The following is a 13,536-nucleotide window of genomic DNA, read 5'->3' as shown; positions in this document are numbered from 1 at the left end:
TTCGTCCTGAGCCAGGATCAAACTCTCCGTGAATGTTTACCCGTAATCGGATGCACACATCACGAGAGCGGAACAACCGGTCGGAATAAGACCCGTTGTTCTCAGCGTCCTCGCTGTGTAATTGCCTGCCCGGTCGCCGAAGCGGCCCGTGCAGGACTTTCAAAGGAACCACCAACCTGCCGAAGCAGGCCGGGGTATCAACATATTTGGCGTTGACTTTTGGCACGCTGTTGAGTTCTCAAGGAACGGACGCTTCCTTCGGTCCCGTTTCACCGGGTCCCTCCGGGCGCTTCCCTTCGTTCTTGCGTTTCCGACTCTATCAGACTCTTTCGTGTCCGATTCCCGGTCGAAGCGGGTCAAGCAGTTTCGCTTTCCAGGTCCTCCGCTTTCGCGTTCTCCCTTTCCGGCGAGTCCGACTCTATCAGATCCTTTCGGGCCTGATTCCCAGTCAGCGGGGTTCGTCTTCCTGGCCGTTGGGCCGTTCCGACGAGTGAGACTTTAGCGGAATCCTGCCCCCCGACGCTAATCGGGGTGCGTTCCCTCGAACGCGGATTCCTCATTTCGCGCAGCCACACGAAAAGGCATGCGACACGAGGTCGCGCGTCCTGTCGTGGTTACTGCGGAATGGCTGTCCGGGGACCGACCGGGGTCGGCGCTCACGTCGGACAACTCGGAGCACACTACGGAGGTGTCCCGGGTGTGTCAACCCCCGGCCGGTGGTGCCGGTGGCCGGGGGCGGAGGGTGGGCCCGGGCCGGGTTTCAGCCGTTGCCGGAGGCCAGTTCGCGGCTGCGGTCGCGGGCCGCCTCCAGCGCGGCGATGAGGGCCGCGCGCACTCCGTGGTTCTCCAGTTCGCGGATCGCGCTGATCGTCGTACCGGCCGGGCTGGTGACCGCCTCGCGGAGCTTGACCGGGTGCTCGCCGCTGTCCCGCAGCATGACGGCGGCGCCGATCGCGGCCTGGACGATGAGGTCGTGGGCCTGGGCACGGGGCAGGCCGAGCAGGATGCCCGCGTCGGTCATGGCCTCGACCAGGAAGTAGAAGTAGGCGGGGCCGGAGCCGGAGAGGGCGGTGGCCGCGTCCTGCTGGGACTCCGGCACGCGCAGGGTCTTGCCGACGCCGCCGAAGATCTTCTCGGCGGAGGCGAGGTGCGCTCCGGTGGCGAGGTTGCCGGCCGAGATGACGGACATGCCCTCGTCGACGAGGACCGGGGTGTTGGGCATGACCCGTACCACTGGGGTGTCCTGGGCGAGCCGGTCCTCGATGAACGCGGTGGTGATGCCGGCGGCGGCGCTGATGACCAGGCGGTCGGCGGTGACGTGCGGTGCGAGTTCGTCCAGGAGCTTGCCCATGTCCTGCGGCTTGACCGCGAGGATGAGGATGTCGGCGCTCTTGGCCGCCTCCGCGTTGGTGACGGACTCGACCCCGTACCGCGTGTGCAGTTCCCGGGCCCGGTCACCGCGGCGGGTGGTCACCAGGAGGTCGGCCGGTCGCCAGCCCGCCCGGATCATCCCGCTGAGCAGGGCCTCGCCGATCTTGCCGGTGCCGAGGACTGCGACTGTCTGGGTCATGCGTTCACCCTCCGGGCGGTGCTGGGCTGGGCGTTGCTGGGCTGTGAGTCGGCTTCTTGGTTCGGGCCGTCTCCCGTCATCCTCGCATCGGGGTTCTCACGGCGTACGGCGGCGGAGGGTGATCGCGCCGAGGCAGAGGACCAGGAGCGCGCTTCCCGCGACCACGGCGATGTCGCGGACGAAGTCGCCGGTGATGTCGGTGTGGTGGAGGACCTGGTTCATGCCGTCGACGGCGTACGACATGGGCAGGACGTTCGAGATCGCCTCCAGGACGGGGTGCATCGCCTCGCGCGGGGTGAACAGGCCGCACAGCAGGAGCTGGGGAAAGATCACCGCCGGCATGAACTGGACCGCCTGGAACTCGGACGCGGCAAACGCGGAGACGAACAGGCCGAGCGCGGTGCCGAGCAGGGCGTCGAGCAGGGCGACCAGGAGCAGCAGCCAGGGCGAACCGATGACGTCCAGGCCCAGCAGCCAGACGGAGACGGCCGTCGCGAGCGCCGACTGGACCACCGCTACCGCGCCGAACGCCAGGGCGTAGCCCGCGATCAGGTCGCCCTTGCCGAGCGGGAGGGCGAGGAGGCGTTCGAGGGTGCCCGAGGTGCGTTCGCGCAGGGTGGCGATCGAGGTCACCAGGAACATCGTGATCAGCGGGAAGATGCCGAGCAGGGAGGCTCCGGTGGCGTCGAAGGTCCCGGCCGCACCGTCGAAGACGTAACGGAGCAGCGTGATCAGCAGGACCGGGACGATCACCAGGAGCGCGATCGTGCGGGGGTCGTGGGCCAGCTGGCGCAGGACGCGGCCCGCGGTGGCGGTCGTGCGGGACGGGGTGAGCGGGCGGGCCGGGGCGCCTTCGCTCGCGGGCGGGGCCGGGGTGGTGGCGGTGGCCGTCATCGGGATGTCTCCTGGGCGAGGGGAGGGGTGGGTGGCGCGGCTTCGTCGACCAGGTGGAGGAACGCGTCCTCGACGGTCTTGGCGCCGGTGCGGCGGCGCAGGGCGTCCGGGGTGTCCTCGGCGAGGATGCGGCCGTCCCGCATCAGGAGGAGGCGGTGGCAGCGTTCGGCCTCGTCCATGACGTGGGAGGAGATGAGGAGGGCGGTGCCGCGGTCGGCGGCCAGGCGGTGGAAGAGGTCCCAGAGGTCGCGGCGGAGTACGGGGTCGAGCCCGACGGTCGGTTCGTCCAGGACCAGCAGTTCCGGGGTGCCGAGGAGGGCGACGGCCAGCGAGACGCGGTTGCGCTGGCCGCCGGAGAGCGCTCCGGCGAGGGCGTCGGCGTGACTGGTGAGGTCGACGTCCCCGATGGCGCGGGTGACGGCGTCGCGGCGGGCGGCCCGGTGGGCGCGGCCGGGGTGCAGGACGGCGGCGAAGTAGTCGAGGTTCTGCCGGACGGTGAGATCGGTGTAGACGGAGGGCGCCTGGGTGACGTACCCGATGCGGGGGCGCAGAGCCGGGTCTCCGGCGGGGTGGCCCAGGACGTCAAGGGTGCCGGTGACCTTGGCCTGGGTGCCGACCACCGCGCGCATCAGGGTGGTCTTGCCGCAGCCCGAGGGGCCGAGGAGGCCGGTGATGCTGCCGGGGCGGACGGTGAAGTCGAGGGCGCGCAGGACGGTGCGGGTGCCTCGTACGACGGTGAGGCCGCGGGCCTCGATCGCCGGAGGCGGTGCCGGGGCCGGCGGCGGGGGTGCGTCCGGGGGGTTTGTGGGGTCGGTCGGCGCCGGCCCGGGCTCGTAATTCATCATGTGATGAATTCTTCGCCCGATGCTGCCGTCCGTCAAGGGGTGGGAGGGGGGAAGCGGACAGACGCCTCAGCCCGCCGACGGGGTCGGCGGGCTGAGGCGTCCGTGGAGCGGGCGGGCCCGGTCGGGATCCGCCGGGCGCGCCCTACGTGCGCTTGGGGCGCTTGCGGCCGGATGACTTGCGGGCCGCCGGGTTGCCGGTGCGCGTCGAGCGGCGCTTCTCGAACTGGACGCGGGCCTTCTCGTACTCGGTGCGGCGCAGCTTCTCGCCCGGGGCCTCGGTGAGCGAGCGGACGAAGTAGGCGAGGAGCGAGCCGATGAAACCGATCGACTTCAGTCCGCGCAGGTTGTCCTCGCGGGCCGGGTCCTTCGGGCGGGCGCCGAAACCCTCCCAGGTCTTGCGGAACGCGAGGACGCTGCAGACGGAGAACATCACGATCACCAGCATCCCGATGAGGCTGCCGGTCTCCGCGATCTCCAGGCCCTGGTAGGCGAAGCGCAGGACGAAGCAGGCGGCCACGGCGGCGGCCAGCGAGCCGACGGCGACGCCGGCGCGCCGGAGCCCGTAGCCGCCGTCGTGGTCGACCCACGTCGTACCGAAGAAGCGGATGGGCTCGGGCCGCGGGCCCGGGGCCGTGGGGGCGCCGCCGGAGGGTGTCCCTCCGGCGGGCGGGGTGCCGGGGGCTGCGCTGTTCTCGCTCACGGGGTCGATTATCCCCCGTTGCCCCCGGACGCCCGGGGTACCCGTCAGTCGCAGCGCGGTGCGATGTAGCCGTCACGCCCCGTGTAGACGTACGCGTCGGAGACGAACTGGCCGTTGGCGATGTTGTCCCAGATGTTCGACGTGCCGTACGGGCCGGTGACCCACTCCCCCGGCTTCTGGCAGTAGATCGGGATCTTCTGTCCGTACGGCATGGTTCTGACGATGCGGTAACTGGTGCCCGGTCCGGTGCGGACATTGACCCGGTAGCCCGGGGCGATCGGGTAGCGGGTGCCCGTCGCGGCGGCTGCGGCTGCCGCTGTGACGGTCGCCCCCTCCACTCCGTCCACCTCGTCCTGGGCGGGCTCCGCGGTGTGCTCTTCAACGCCCATGTGGGCCTCCCCCGTTGAGAAACGCGTACGCGAGACACGTACGACGCGCAGGCTAGCAAGCCCCGTGCCTCTCGCACGCACCATCGACTAGGCTCCGTGCGTCGCATGCGCACGAACACACGGGGGTGGGCGATGCCGCCGCTGCGAGGAACCGGAGCGCATCCGGAAGCGGAGTTTCCGCAGTACGCCGGCGCCTACCGTCTTGAGGCCCGTCTCGGCTCGGGCGGCATGGGGGTCGTGCATCTGGCGCGCTCGGCCTCGGGGATGCAGCTCGCGGTGAAGGTGGTGCACGCGCCGTACGCGACGGATCCCGATTTCAGGGCGCGGTTCCGGCAGGAAGTGGCGGCCGCGCGGCGGGTCAGCGGGGCGTTCACCGCGCCCGTCGTCGACGCCGATCCGGAGGCCGGGCGGCCCTGGATGGCCACCCTCTACATTCCCGGACCCACGCTCGCCGAGCAGGTCAAGCGGAACGGCCCGATGGCCCCGGCCGAGCTGCGCAGGCTGACCGCGGGGCTGGCCGAGGCGCTGCGGGACATCCATCGGGCGGGCGTGATCCACCGCGATCTGAAGCCGAGCAACGTCCTGCTGACCGACGGGGGCCCCAAGGTCATCGACTTCGGGATCTCCCGACCGTACGACAGTGATCTGCGCACCGAGACGGGGAAGCTGATCGGCTCGCCGCCCTACATGGCTCCCGAGCAGTTCCAGCGGCCGCGTGAGGTCGGACCGCCGGCCGACGTGTTCGCGCTGGGCGCCGTGATCGTCCACGCGGCGACCGGCCGGGGGCCCTTCGACTCGGACAGCCCGTACATCGTGGCGTACCAGGTGGTGCACGGCCAGGATCGACCCGGCGGACGGGCGCGTGGTGTGGTCGGCCCGGTCGTCCTCGACGCGGGCCGCCCACGCCCCGATCATCTCGGGCGGGGTCGTGCTGTCCGGTGGGCCGGACGGGAAGCTGCGCGCGTTCGACCCGGTGAAGGGCACCGCCGTCCGGGACACCGCGCTGTCCGCGAGCCCCGGTGCCACGTTCCCGGCGGGCGACACCCTGCTGGCCGTCGCGGACGACGGCACGGTGACGGCGCTGGACGGCACGAGCGGTGCGCCCCGCTGGCAGGGCGCGCTGGCGCAGCACACACGGCCGGACTTCGCCCTGTACGACGGGGCGGCCGGGCTCGCCTACGCCTTCGAGCACGCGCCATCCGGCGGGTCGACCCTCGTCACGGCGGTGGACGCCGTGAGCGGCCGGGCGTCCTGGCAGCGGCGGCTGGACGGGGTGCTCACCCCGGTCGGCACGGCCGGCGCCGGGGAGCTGGTGCTGACGGCGATGGACGAGAACTCGGACACCGCCGAGCTCGTCCGGTACGCCCCCACAACCGGCGCGTCCGCCCGCATCCCGCTGCCCTTCACGCTGGACGGGCCGCAGGTGGCCATGGCCGGGGACGTCGCGTACCTGCTGGCGCGGGGCGGGTCGCTGCTCGCCGTCGACACGGCGGCGGACGGTACGAGAACGGACCTGTGGCGGCTGGAGACGGGGGTCGGGCGGGCTTCCGCTCCGGTGCTCGGGGAGGGCGGGCACCTGTACTTCTCCGCCGCGGACGGGCGGCTGCTGGCCGTCGACACGGCCCGGGGTGCGCTGGTGGGGCAGACCCGGGCGCGGCTGAGCGGCGGGAAGCTGACGCACGCGTCCGACCTGCCCGCCCCTGTGACAGCGGGGCGGACGGTCGTGGGGACGGCGCCGGACGGGTCGGTCTTCGCGGTGGACGGGGCGGACCCGGCGGGCTGGTGAGGGCGGGGTTGCCCTGGTCTTCGCGCGCGGGTTCCCGCCGGGGTTCCGCCCGGGCTTTCCCCGGGGCTCCGCCCCGGACCCCGCTCCTCGAACGCCGGAGGGCTGGAAAGCAGACGCCGGAGGGGCGGGGACCACGCGCGGGAGGGAACGGGAAAGCAGACGCCGGAGGGGCAGGAGAACAGGCACCGGGGTGGCGGGAGAACAGGCGCGGGAAGAGCGGGCTTTCGGGGAAGCCGGATCCGGCTCCCCCGGACTTGTCAGCCGAGCTTGGTGATGTCCCTGACCGCGCCGCGGTCCGCGCTCGTCGCCATCGCCGCGTAGGCGCGCAACGCGGCCGACACCTTGCGGTCGCGGTTCTTCGGCGCGTACACGCCGTTCAGCGCCTCGCGACGGGTGGCCAGTTCGGCGTCGTCGACGAGCAGCTCGATGGAGCGGTTCGGGATGTCGATCCTGATCCGGTCGCCGTTCTCGACGAGCGCGATGGTGCCGCCGGAGGCCGCCTCGGGCGAGGCGTGGCCGATGGAGAGCCCCGACGTACCGCCGGAGAAGCGGCCGTCGGTGACCAGCGCGCAGACCTTGCCGAGGCCCCGGCCCTTGAGGAAGGACGTGGGGTAGAGCATCTCCTGCATGCCGGGACCGCCGCGCGGGCCCTCGTAACGGATGACGACGACGTCGCCCGGCTCGATCTCCTTGCGGAGGATCTTGTCGACGGCCTCGTCCTGCGACTCGCAGACGACGGCCGGGCCCTCGAAGGTCCAGATCGACTCGTCGACGCCGGCCGTCTTCACGACGCAGCCGTCCACGGCGAGGTTGCCCTTGAGGACGGCGAGACCGCCGTCCTTGGAGTACGCGTGCTCGACGTCGCGGATGCAGCCGCCCGCCGCGTCCAGGTCGAGGGTGTCCCACCGCTCGGACTGCGAGAAGGCGGTGGCGGAGCGGACGCAGCCGGGGGCGGCGTGCCACAGTTCGATGGCTTCGGGGGACGGGGAGCCGCCGCGCACGTCCCAGTTCTTCAGCCACTCGGCGAGGGTGTCGGAGTGCACCGAGTGCACGTCCTCGTTGAGCAGACCGCCGCGGTGGAGCTCGCCGAGGAGGGCGGGGATGCCGCCGGCGCGGTGGACGTCCTCCATGTAGTACGTACCGCCGGGGGCGACGTTGGGGGCGACCTTGGAGAGGCACGGGACCCGGCGGGAGACCTCGTTGATGTCGTCGAGGTCGTACGCCAGCTCCGCTTCCTCGGCGGCGGCCAGCAGGTGCAGGATCGTGTTGGTCGAGCCGCCCATGGCGATGTCCAGCGCCATCGCGTTGTCGAACGCGGCGCGGGTGCCGATGGCGCGCGGCAGGACCGTCTCGTCGTCCTGCTCGTAGTAGCGCTTGGTGATCTCGACGACCGTGCGGCCGGCGTCCTCGTACAGCGCCCTGCGGGCGGTGTGGGTGGCGAGGACCGAGCCGTTGCCGGGGAGGGAGAGGCCGAGGACCTCGGTCAGGCAGTTCATCGAGTTGGCGGTGAACATGCCGGAACAGCTGCCGCAGGTGGGGCAGGCGTTCTCCTCGATACGGAGGATGTCCTCGTCGGAGATGGACTCGTCGACCGCGTCGCTGATCGCGTTGACCAGGTCGAGCTTGCGGACCGTGCCGTCGACGAGGGTGGCCTTGCCGGCCTCCATCGGGCCGCCGGAGACGAAGACGGTCGGGATGTTGAGGCGCATGGCGGCCATCAGCATGCCCGGGGTGATCTTGTCGCAGTTGGAGATGCAGATCAGCGCGTCCGCGCAGTGCGCCTCGACCATGTACTCCACGGAGTCGGCGATCAGGTCGCGGGAGGGCAGGCTGTAGAGCATGCCGCCGTGGCCCATCGCGATGCCGTCGTCCACGGCGATGGTGTTGAACTCGCGCGGGACCGCGCCCGCCGCCAGGATCGCCTCGGAGACGATCCGGCCGACCGGGGCGAGGTGGGTGTGGCCGGGGACGAACTCGGTGAACGAGTTGGCGACCGCGATGATCGGCTTGCCGATGTCCGCGCTCGCTACGCCCGAGGCGCGCATAAGGGCGCGCGCGCCCGCCATGTTGCGTCCGTGGGTGACCGTGCGGGACCTCAGCTGCGGCATCGTCGCTCGCTCCTTCGGCAGGGGGACTGCCTCCGACAGATAAAGAAAAGACTGCCTTCGAGCGTACGCCCCGGATCCAGGATCTGGACAGGCTGTCCGGAATGCGGGACGAGGCGGTCGCTGGGTGAGCATCCCGGCAAGGAGCCCCGGCGGGTGCGCTCAGCTCTCCGTCAAGTATCTCTGGAGCGTCGGCGCCACCATCGCGACGATGTCCTCCGGGTCGGCCGACGCGAGCGGCTCGGCGCGGATCACGTACCGCAGCATCGCGATGCCGATCATGTGCGAGGCCGCGAGCTCCGCGCGGAACGTCGCGTCCGGTATGTCGAGGTCGGCCGCGATCCGCTCCAGCAGCCGCCGCAGGACGAAGCCGCGCAGCACCTTCGCCGCCGCCTCGTGGGTGAGCGCCGAGCGCAGGATCGCCAGGAGCGGGACGCGGGTGGCCGGGTTCTCCCATACGGAGAGGAAGTAGCGGGCCAGCCGCTCCCCCAGGCCCTCCGGGGGGCCGCCGAGGATGGCGGAGATGACGAGAGCCGGTTCGAAGGAGAGCTCGACGGCGGCCGCGAAGACCTCGTCCTTCGTACCGAAGTAGTGGTGGACGAGGGCCGCGTCGACCCCGGCGGCCTTGGCGATGCCCCGGACCGACGTCTTGTCGTAGCCGCGCTCGGCGAACTCCGTACGGGCCGCCTGAAGGATCCGCGTACGGGCGTCGGGGCCTTCGGCGGCGGCCCGGCGGGAGGGGCGGCCCCGGCGGCGCGGTGCGGGAGTGTCCTCGGTCACGGGCGGTCCGGGGTCACGGGCGGCGGATCTCGGGGGCCGGGCCGGCGGCGGACGCGGAGGCCAGGTGGAGGCGGGTGAAGGCCAGCGCCTCCGCGAGGTCGGCCTCGCGTTCGGCGGAGGACATCGCGCGGCGGGTGTTGACCTCGATGACGACATGGCCGTCGAAGCCCGTACGGGCCAGCCGCTCCAGCAGCTCCGCGCACGGCTGGTCGCCCCGGCCGGGCACCAGGTGCTCGTCCTTGGCCGAGCCCTTGCCGTCGGCGAGGTGGACGTGGGCGAGCCGGTCGCCCATCCGGTCCACCATGGCGAGCGCCTCGGTGCGGGCGGTCGCGGTGTGCGAGAGGTCGACCGTGAAGTGCCGGTAGTCGTCGTTGGTGACGTCCCAGTCGGGGGCGTACGCGAGCATCTCGCGGTCCCGGTAGCGCCAGGGGTACATGTTCTCGACGGCGAACCGGACGTCCGTCTCGCCGGCCATCCGCCAGATCCCGGTCACGAAGTCCTTGGCGTAGTTGCGCTGCCACCGGAACGGCGGGTGCACCACGACGGTGGACGCCCCGAGCTTCTCGGCGGCGGCCCTGGCCCGCTGGAGTTTGACCCACGGGTCGGTGGACCAGACCCGCTGGGTGATCAGCAGGCAGGGGGCGTGCACCGCGAGGATCGGCACCCGGTGGTAGTCGGAAAGCCGGCGCAGGGCCTCGATGTCCTGGCTGACGGGGTCGGTCCAGACCATGACCTCGACGCCGTCGTACCCCAGGCGCGCGGCGATCTCGAAGGCCGTCGCGGTGGACTCGGGGTAGACCGAGGCCGTTGACAGGGCGACCTTCGCATCGGGGATGCGCACCACTGGTTCTGCCACCTGGACAGCCTACGGGCAGTGGCGCGCCGCGCCGAGGGGCCCCGGCGGAAAGTGATCGGGCCATGGGCGTGCGCACGCCCCTGCCGTCACCCGGGCAGGGCGGCCCGTTCCGCCGTGCGTCACCCGGGCAGGACAGCCCGTTCCGCCGTGCGTCACCCGGGCAGGACAGCCCGTTCCGCCGTGCGTCACCCGGGCAGGGCGGCCCGTTCCGCCGGAAGGTGGTCCAGGCGGCGCAGGATGACGCCCTCGCGCAGGGCCCAGGGGCAGATCTCCAGCTCCTCGACGCCGAACAGGTCCATCGCGCCCTCGGCCACCAGCGCCCCGGCGAGCAGCTGGGCGGCCCGGCCCTCGGAAACTCCGGGGAGCCGGCCGCGCGCCTCGACCGTCATCGCCGCCAGCTTGGGCACCCAGTCCTCCAGTGCCTTGCGGCTCAGCGAGCGCTGGACGTACAGGCCCTCGGTGGAGCGGGCGGCGCCGGCGATCCTGGCGAGCTGCTTGAAGGTCTTGGAGGTGGCGACGACGTGGTCGGGGCGGCCGGCCCGGCTGAACTCGCCCACCGTCCGCGCGATGCTGGCCCGGACATGCCTGCGAAGCGCCCTGACCTGCTCCGGGCCGGCCGGGTCGTCCGGCAGCCAGGCGCTGGTGAGGCGGCCCGCTCCGAGCGGCAGGGAGACGGCGGTGTCCGGTTCCTCGTCGATGCCGAAGGCGATCTCCAGGGAGCCGCCGCCGATGTCCAGGACGAGGAGCTTGCCCGCCGACCAGCCGAACCAGCGGCGGGCGGCCAGGAAGGTGAGCCGGGCCTCCTCCTCACCGCTGAGGACCGCGAGGTCGACGCCGGTCTCGACCCGTACGCGCTCCAGGACCTGGTCCGCGTTGGTCGCCTCGCGCACCGCGGAGGTGGCGAAGGCGAGCACGTCCTCGCACCCCTTGTCCTCGGCCGCCTGGACCGCACCGGCGATCGTCGTCACGAGGCGGTCCACGCCGAGCGGGCCGATGGCACCGCCCTCGTCGAGCAGTTCGGCCAGCCTGAGCTCCGCCTTGTGCGAGTGCGCGGGCAGCGGGCGGGCGCCGGGGTGGGCGTCGACCACCAGCAGATGAACCGTGTTCGATCCCACGTCGAGGACTCCGAGTCTCATGGGGGAACGCTACTGCGCCACGCGACGAGTCCGACCGGCGCATGGGGGTGGGAGAAGGAGCGGGGCTGGGTGCGTGCGGTTGCAAGGCGGAGGATTGAGGCAGATGGGGTCTCCCCTGCTCGAACGGAGCCGAGAGCTTGGGGGAGCGCGTGCCCGGCCCCGCGACGCCGCCCCCCATGCGCCGGTCGGACTTACTCTGGGCACGTGCCAAAGACGAAAAAGGCTAAGCAGGACAAAGCCACGAAGAAGCAGAAGTCGAACGAGCAGGCATCACAGCCGGAGGCGAGCGGACCGGACCCCTCCGACGAGAAGGGCATCGACTTCGCGCGGGCCTGGGTGGAGTTCCCCGACCCGGCGGACGACGAGCAGATCTTCCGCTGCGATCTGACCTGGCTGACCTCCCGGTGGACCTGCATCTTCGGCAGCGGCTGCCAGGGCATCCAGGCGGGCCGCGCGGACGACGGCTGCTGCACGCTGGGCGCGCACTTCTCCGACGAGGACGACGAGAAGCGGGTCGCCGAGAACGTGGCGCGGCTGACCCCGGAGCTGTGGCAGTTCCACGACGTCGGTGCGGAGACGGGCTGGGTCGGCGTCGACGAGGACGGCGAACGCCAGACCCGCCGCTGGGAGGGCTCCTGCATCTTCCAGAACCGGCCGGGGTTCGCCGCCGGGGCGGGCTGCTCGCTGCACATCCTGGCGCTGCGGGAGGGCAGGGAACCTCTGGAGACCAAGCCGGACGTGTGCTGGCAGCTGCCGGTGCGGCGGACGTACGACTGGATCGACCGGCCCGACGACACCCGGGTCCTCCAGGTGACGATCGGGGAGTACGACCGCCGGGGCTGGGGTCCGGGCGGGCACGACCTGCACTGGTGGTGCACCTCGGCCACCTCGGCGCACGGGGCCGGCGACCCGGTGTACGTGTCCTACCGCCCGGAGCTGATCGAGCTGATGGGCAAGGAGGGCTACGACCGGCTGGTCGAGCTGTGCGAGGAGCGGCTGTCCTCGCTGCTGCCGATGGCCCCGCACCCGGCGGACCCCGCCCCCGCGCCGAAGAAGAAGCACTGAGGCTCACGGAGTCGCATGGAGGGGCCCTCAGCCCGTCGGGTCCGGGTCGGCGGGGCCCGGGTCGGTCGGGGCCGGGTCCGTGGGGCCCGGGTCGGTGGGGTCGGTGGGGTCGGTGGGGTCCGGTGTCGGGTCGGGCGGGTCCGTGGGGTCGGGCGGACCGGTCGGGTCCGGCGGGTCCGGCGGGTCCGTGGGATCGGGCGGGCCGGGGTCGGTGGGCCCGGGACCGGTGGGGTCCGGGCCGGGACCGGTCGGGCCCGGATCGGTCGGGCCGGGGTCCGTGGTGCCCGGGTCCGTGGGGCGGGGCGAGTCCGTGCCGGGGCGCGTGGGGCGCGGGCCGCCCGTCGTCGGGGACGTCACCCCGTGGCCGTCGATGATCACGACGGAACCCGAGGGGGCCAGCGCGATCCGGGCCCGCCACGGCCCTCCCGGCTGCGCGTCCCGGATCACCGAGACCGCGATCGTGGTGCTCTGCCCGGCCGCGAGCGTGCCGGACGTACGGCTGAGGCGCAGCCACGGGGCGTCCGTCGCCGCCGACCAGCTGACCGGCCCCCGGCCGGAGGCGGTCAGCGTGAGTGTCGTGACGGCCCCGGAGGTCCGGGCCGTCACCGTCATCCGGGCGTCGCCCTGCTGCGCGCCGCCGGTGCCGACGACCTCGGCGGTGACGTCCGGGACGCGGGCTCCGAGGCGGCCGCCGGGGCGGCCGTTGCCGGCGTTCTCGTAGGGGGCGTACGGGTCGCCGCTCATGCCGGCGGCGTCTTCCACCTCCGTGGCGGTGACCGAGGTGCCGTCGTGGCCCTCGCCGGTCTGCGGCGCTCCCCGGTACGCGGCCCACAGGGCGATCACGGGGGCGGCGACCACCGTCGCGACGACCGTGGTCGTCACGACCCGGGCGCGCAGCCGGTCCCGGCGGGCGGCCTGGTCCTTGGGGTCGAGCGGAAACCCGGACCGGTCGAAGCGCGGACCCGCGGCGCGGGAGCGCTGGGCCTGGGCCGTCGCGACGTACACGGAGGGGCGGGGGGCCTCGACGACGGGCAGGGCTGCGACCGGGGCCAGGGCCGCTCCGGGCCAGGGACCGGCGGCATCCGCCCGCTCGGCGGCCCGGCGGCAGCGGGGGCAGTCGTCGACGTGCCGGACGAGCTCGCGGCGCAGGGTGGCGGAGAGCAGTACCTGGTGGTCGCCGGTGAGCCGGGCGACGGTGGGACAGTCGCCGGTCTCGACGACCGCGAGGGCCGCGCGGGTGCGCTCCACCTCGCAGGCCGCGCCGGCCAGCAGCTCCTGGGCGGTGGCCGGCTCCAGACCGAGCACGGCGGCGACGGCGCGCGGGGTGAGCCGGTGGCGTACGGCCAGTTCGAGGGCCTCGCGCTGCTCCGGGGCGGTGCCCGCGGCCTCGGGCCAGGCGAGCGTGGCGAG

Annotated in this window: 11 protein-coding genes and 1 pseudogene; 2 read left to right on the top strand and 10 right to left on the bottom strand. The window is 72.7% G+C overall.

Annotation, left to right across the window (positions count from 1 at the left end):
- Positions 1-760: 760 nt before the first annotated feature.
- From proC to B9S58_RS26345, 5 genes are all read right to left on the bottom strand, one after another.
- The gene (gene proC, locus B9S58_RS26365; RefSeq protein ID WP_103534528.1) at positions 761-1,570 is read right to left on the bottom strand and encodes a pyrroline-5-carboxylate reductase; all 810 of its coding nucleotides are present in this window, start codon (positions 1,568-1,570) and stop codon (positions 761-763) included.
- 96 nt (positions 1,571-1,666) lie between these two features.
- Positions 1,667-2,464: an ABC transporter permease gene (locus tag B9S58_RS26360; RefSeq protein ID WP_103534527.1), complete on the bottom strand. Its 798-nt coding sequence runs from the start codon at positions 2,462-2,464 to the stop codon at positions 1,667-1,669.
- The gene (locus tag B9S58_RS26355) at positions 2,461-3,309 is read right to left on the bottom strand and encodes an ABC transporter ATP-binding protein (RefSeq protein WP_103534526.1); all 849 of its coding nucleotides are present in this window, start codon (positions 3,307-3,309) and stop codon (positions 2,461-2,463) included. The genes B9S58_RS26360 and B9S58_RS26355 overlap by 4 nt, the downstream gene beginning before the upstream one ends.
- A 142-nt stretch (positions 3,310-3,451) precedes the next feature.
- The gene (locus B9S58_RS26350; RefSeq protein ID WP_103534525.1) at positions 3,452-4,009 is read right to left on the bottom strand and encodes a hypothetical protein; all 558 of its coding nucleotides are present in this window, start codon (positions 4,007-4,009) and stop codon (positions 3,452-3,454) included.
- A 44-nt stretch (positions 4,010-4,053) separates the two neighbouring features.
- Positions 4,054-4,398 carry an SH3 domain-containing protein gene (locus B9S58_RS26345; RefSeq protein WP_103534524.1) on the bottom strand — a complete coding sequence of 115 codons (345 nt, stop codon included), beginning with the start codon at positions 4,396-4,398 and terminating at the stop codon, positions 4,054-4,056.
- Between the two features lie 132 nt (positions 4,399-4,530).
- Here B9S58_RS26345 and B9S58_RS26340 point away from each other — a divergent pair.
- Positions 4,531-6,184: pseudogene (locus B9S58_RS26340) on the top strand (PQQ-binding-like beta-propeller repeat protein).
- Positions 6,185-6,441: 257 nt separating this feature from the next.
- Here the strand turns inward: B9S58_RS26340 and ilvD are convergent.
- The 4 genes from ilvD to B9S58_RS26320 all read right to left on the bottom strand — a co-directional run bounded on the left by ilvD (position 6,442) and on the right by B9S58_RS26320 (position 11,061).
- Entirely contained in the window at positions 6,442-8,292 is a 1,851-nt protein-coding gene (ilvD, locus tag B9S58_RS26335; protein ID WP_103534523.1) for a dihydroxy-acid dehydratase, read from the bottom strand.
- Between the two features lie 159 nt (positions 8,293-8,451).
- Positions 8,452-9,069: a TetR family transcriptional regulator gene (locus B9S58_RS26330; RefSeq protein WP_103534522.1), complete on the bottom strand. Its 618-nt coding sequence runs from the start codon at positions 9,067-9,069 to the stop codon at positions 8,452-8,454.
- Positions 9,070-9,082: 13 nt separating this feature from the next.
- Complete coding sequence (locus tag B9S58_RS26325; protein ID WP_181009463.1) at positions 9,083-9,913, bottom strand: sugar phosphate isomerase/epimerase; 831 nt, start codon at positions 9,911-9,913, stop codon at positions 9,083-9,085.
- Between the two features lie 197 nt (positions 9,914-10,110).
- Complete coding sequence (locus B9S58_RS26320) at positions 10,111-11,061, bottom strand: Ppx/GppA phosphatase family protein (RefSeq protein ID WP_103534520.1); 951 nt, start codon at positions 11,059-11,061, stop codon at positions 10,111-10,113.
- A 204-nt stretch (positions 11,062-11,265) separates the two neighbouring features.
- Here B9S58_RS26320 and B9S58_RS26315 point away from each other — a divergent pair, with 204 nt between their 5' ends.
- Positions 11,266-12,126 carry a hypothetical protein gene (locus tag B9S58_RS26315; RefSeq protein WP_103534519.1) on the top strand — a complete coding sequence of 287 codons (861 nt, stop codon included), beginning with the start codon at positions 11,266-11,268 and terminating at the stop codon, positions 12,124-12,126.
- 27 nt (positions 12,127-12,153) lie between these two features.
- Here B9S58_RS26315 and B9S58_RS26310 read toward each other — a convergent pair.
- On the bottom strand, positions 12,154-13,536 hold a 1,383-nt coding region (locus B9S58_RS26310; protein ID WP_103534518.1), incomplete at its 5' end, for a BACON domain-containing protein.

It is taken from the genome of Streptomyces sp. SM11, assembly GCF_002910905.1.
Lineage (GTDB): Bacteria > Actinomycetota > Actinomycetes > Streptomycetales > Streptomycetaceae > Streptomyces.
This window is presented reverse-complemented; position numbering and strand designations above follow the sequence as displayed.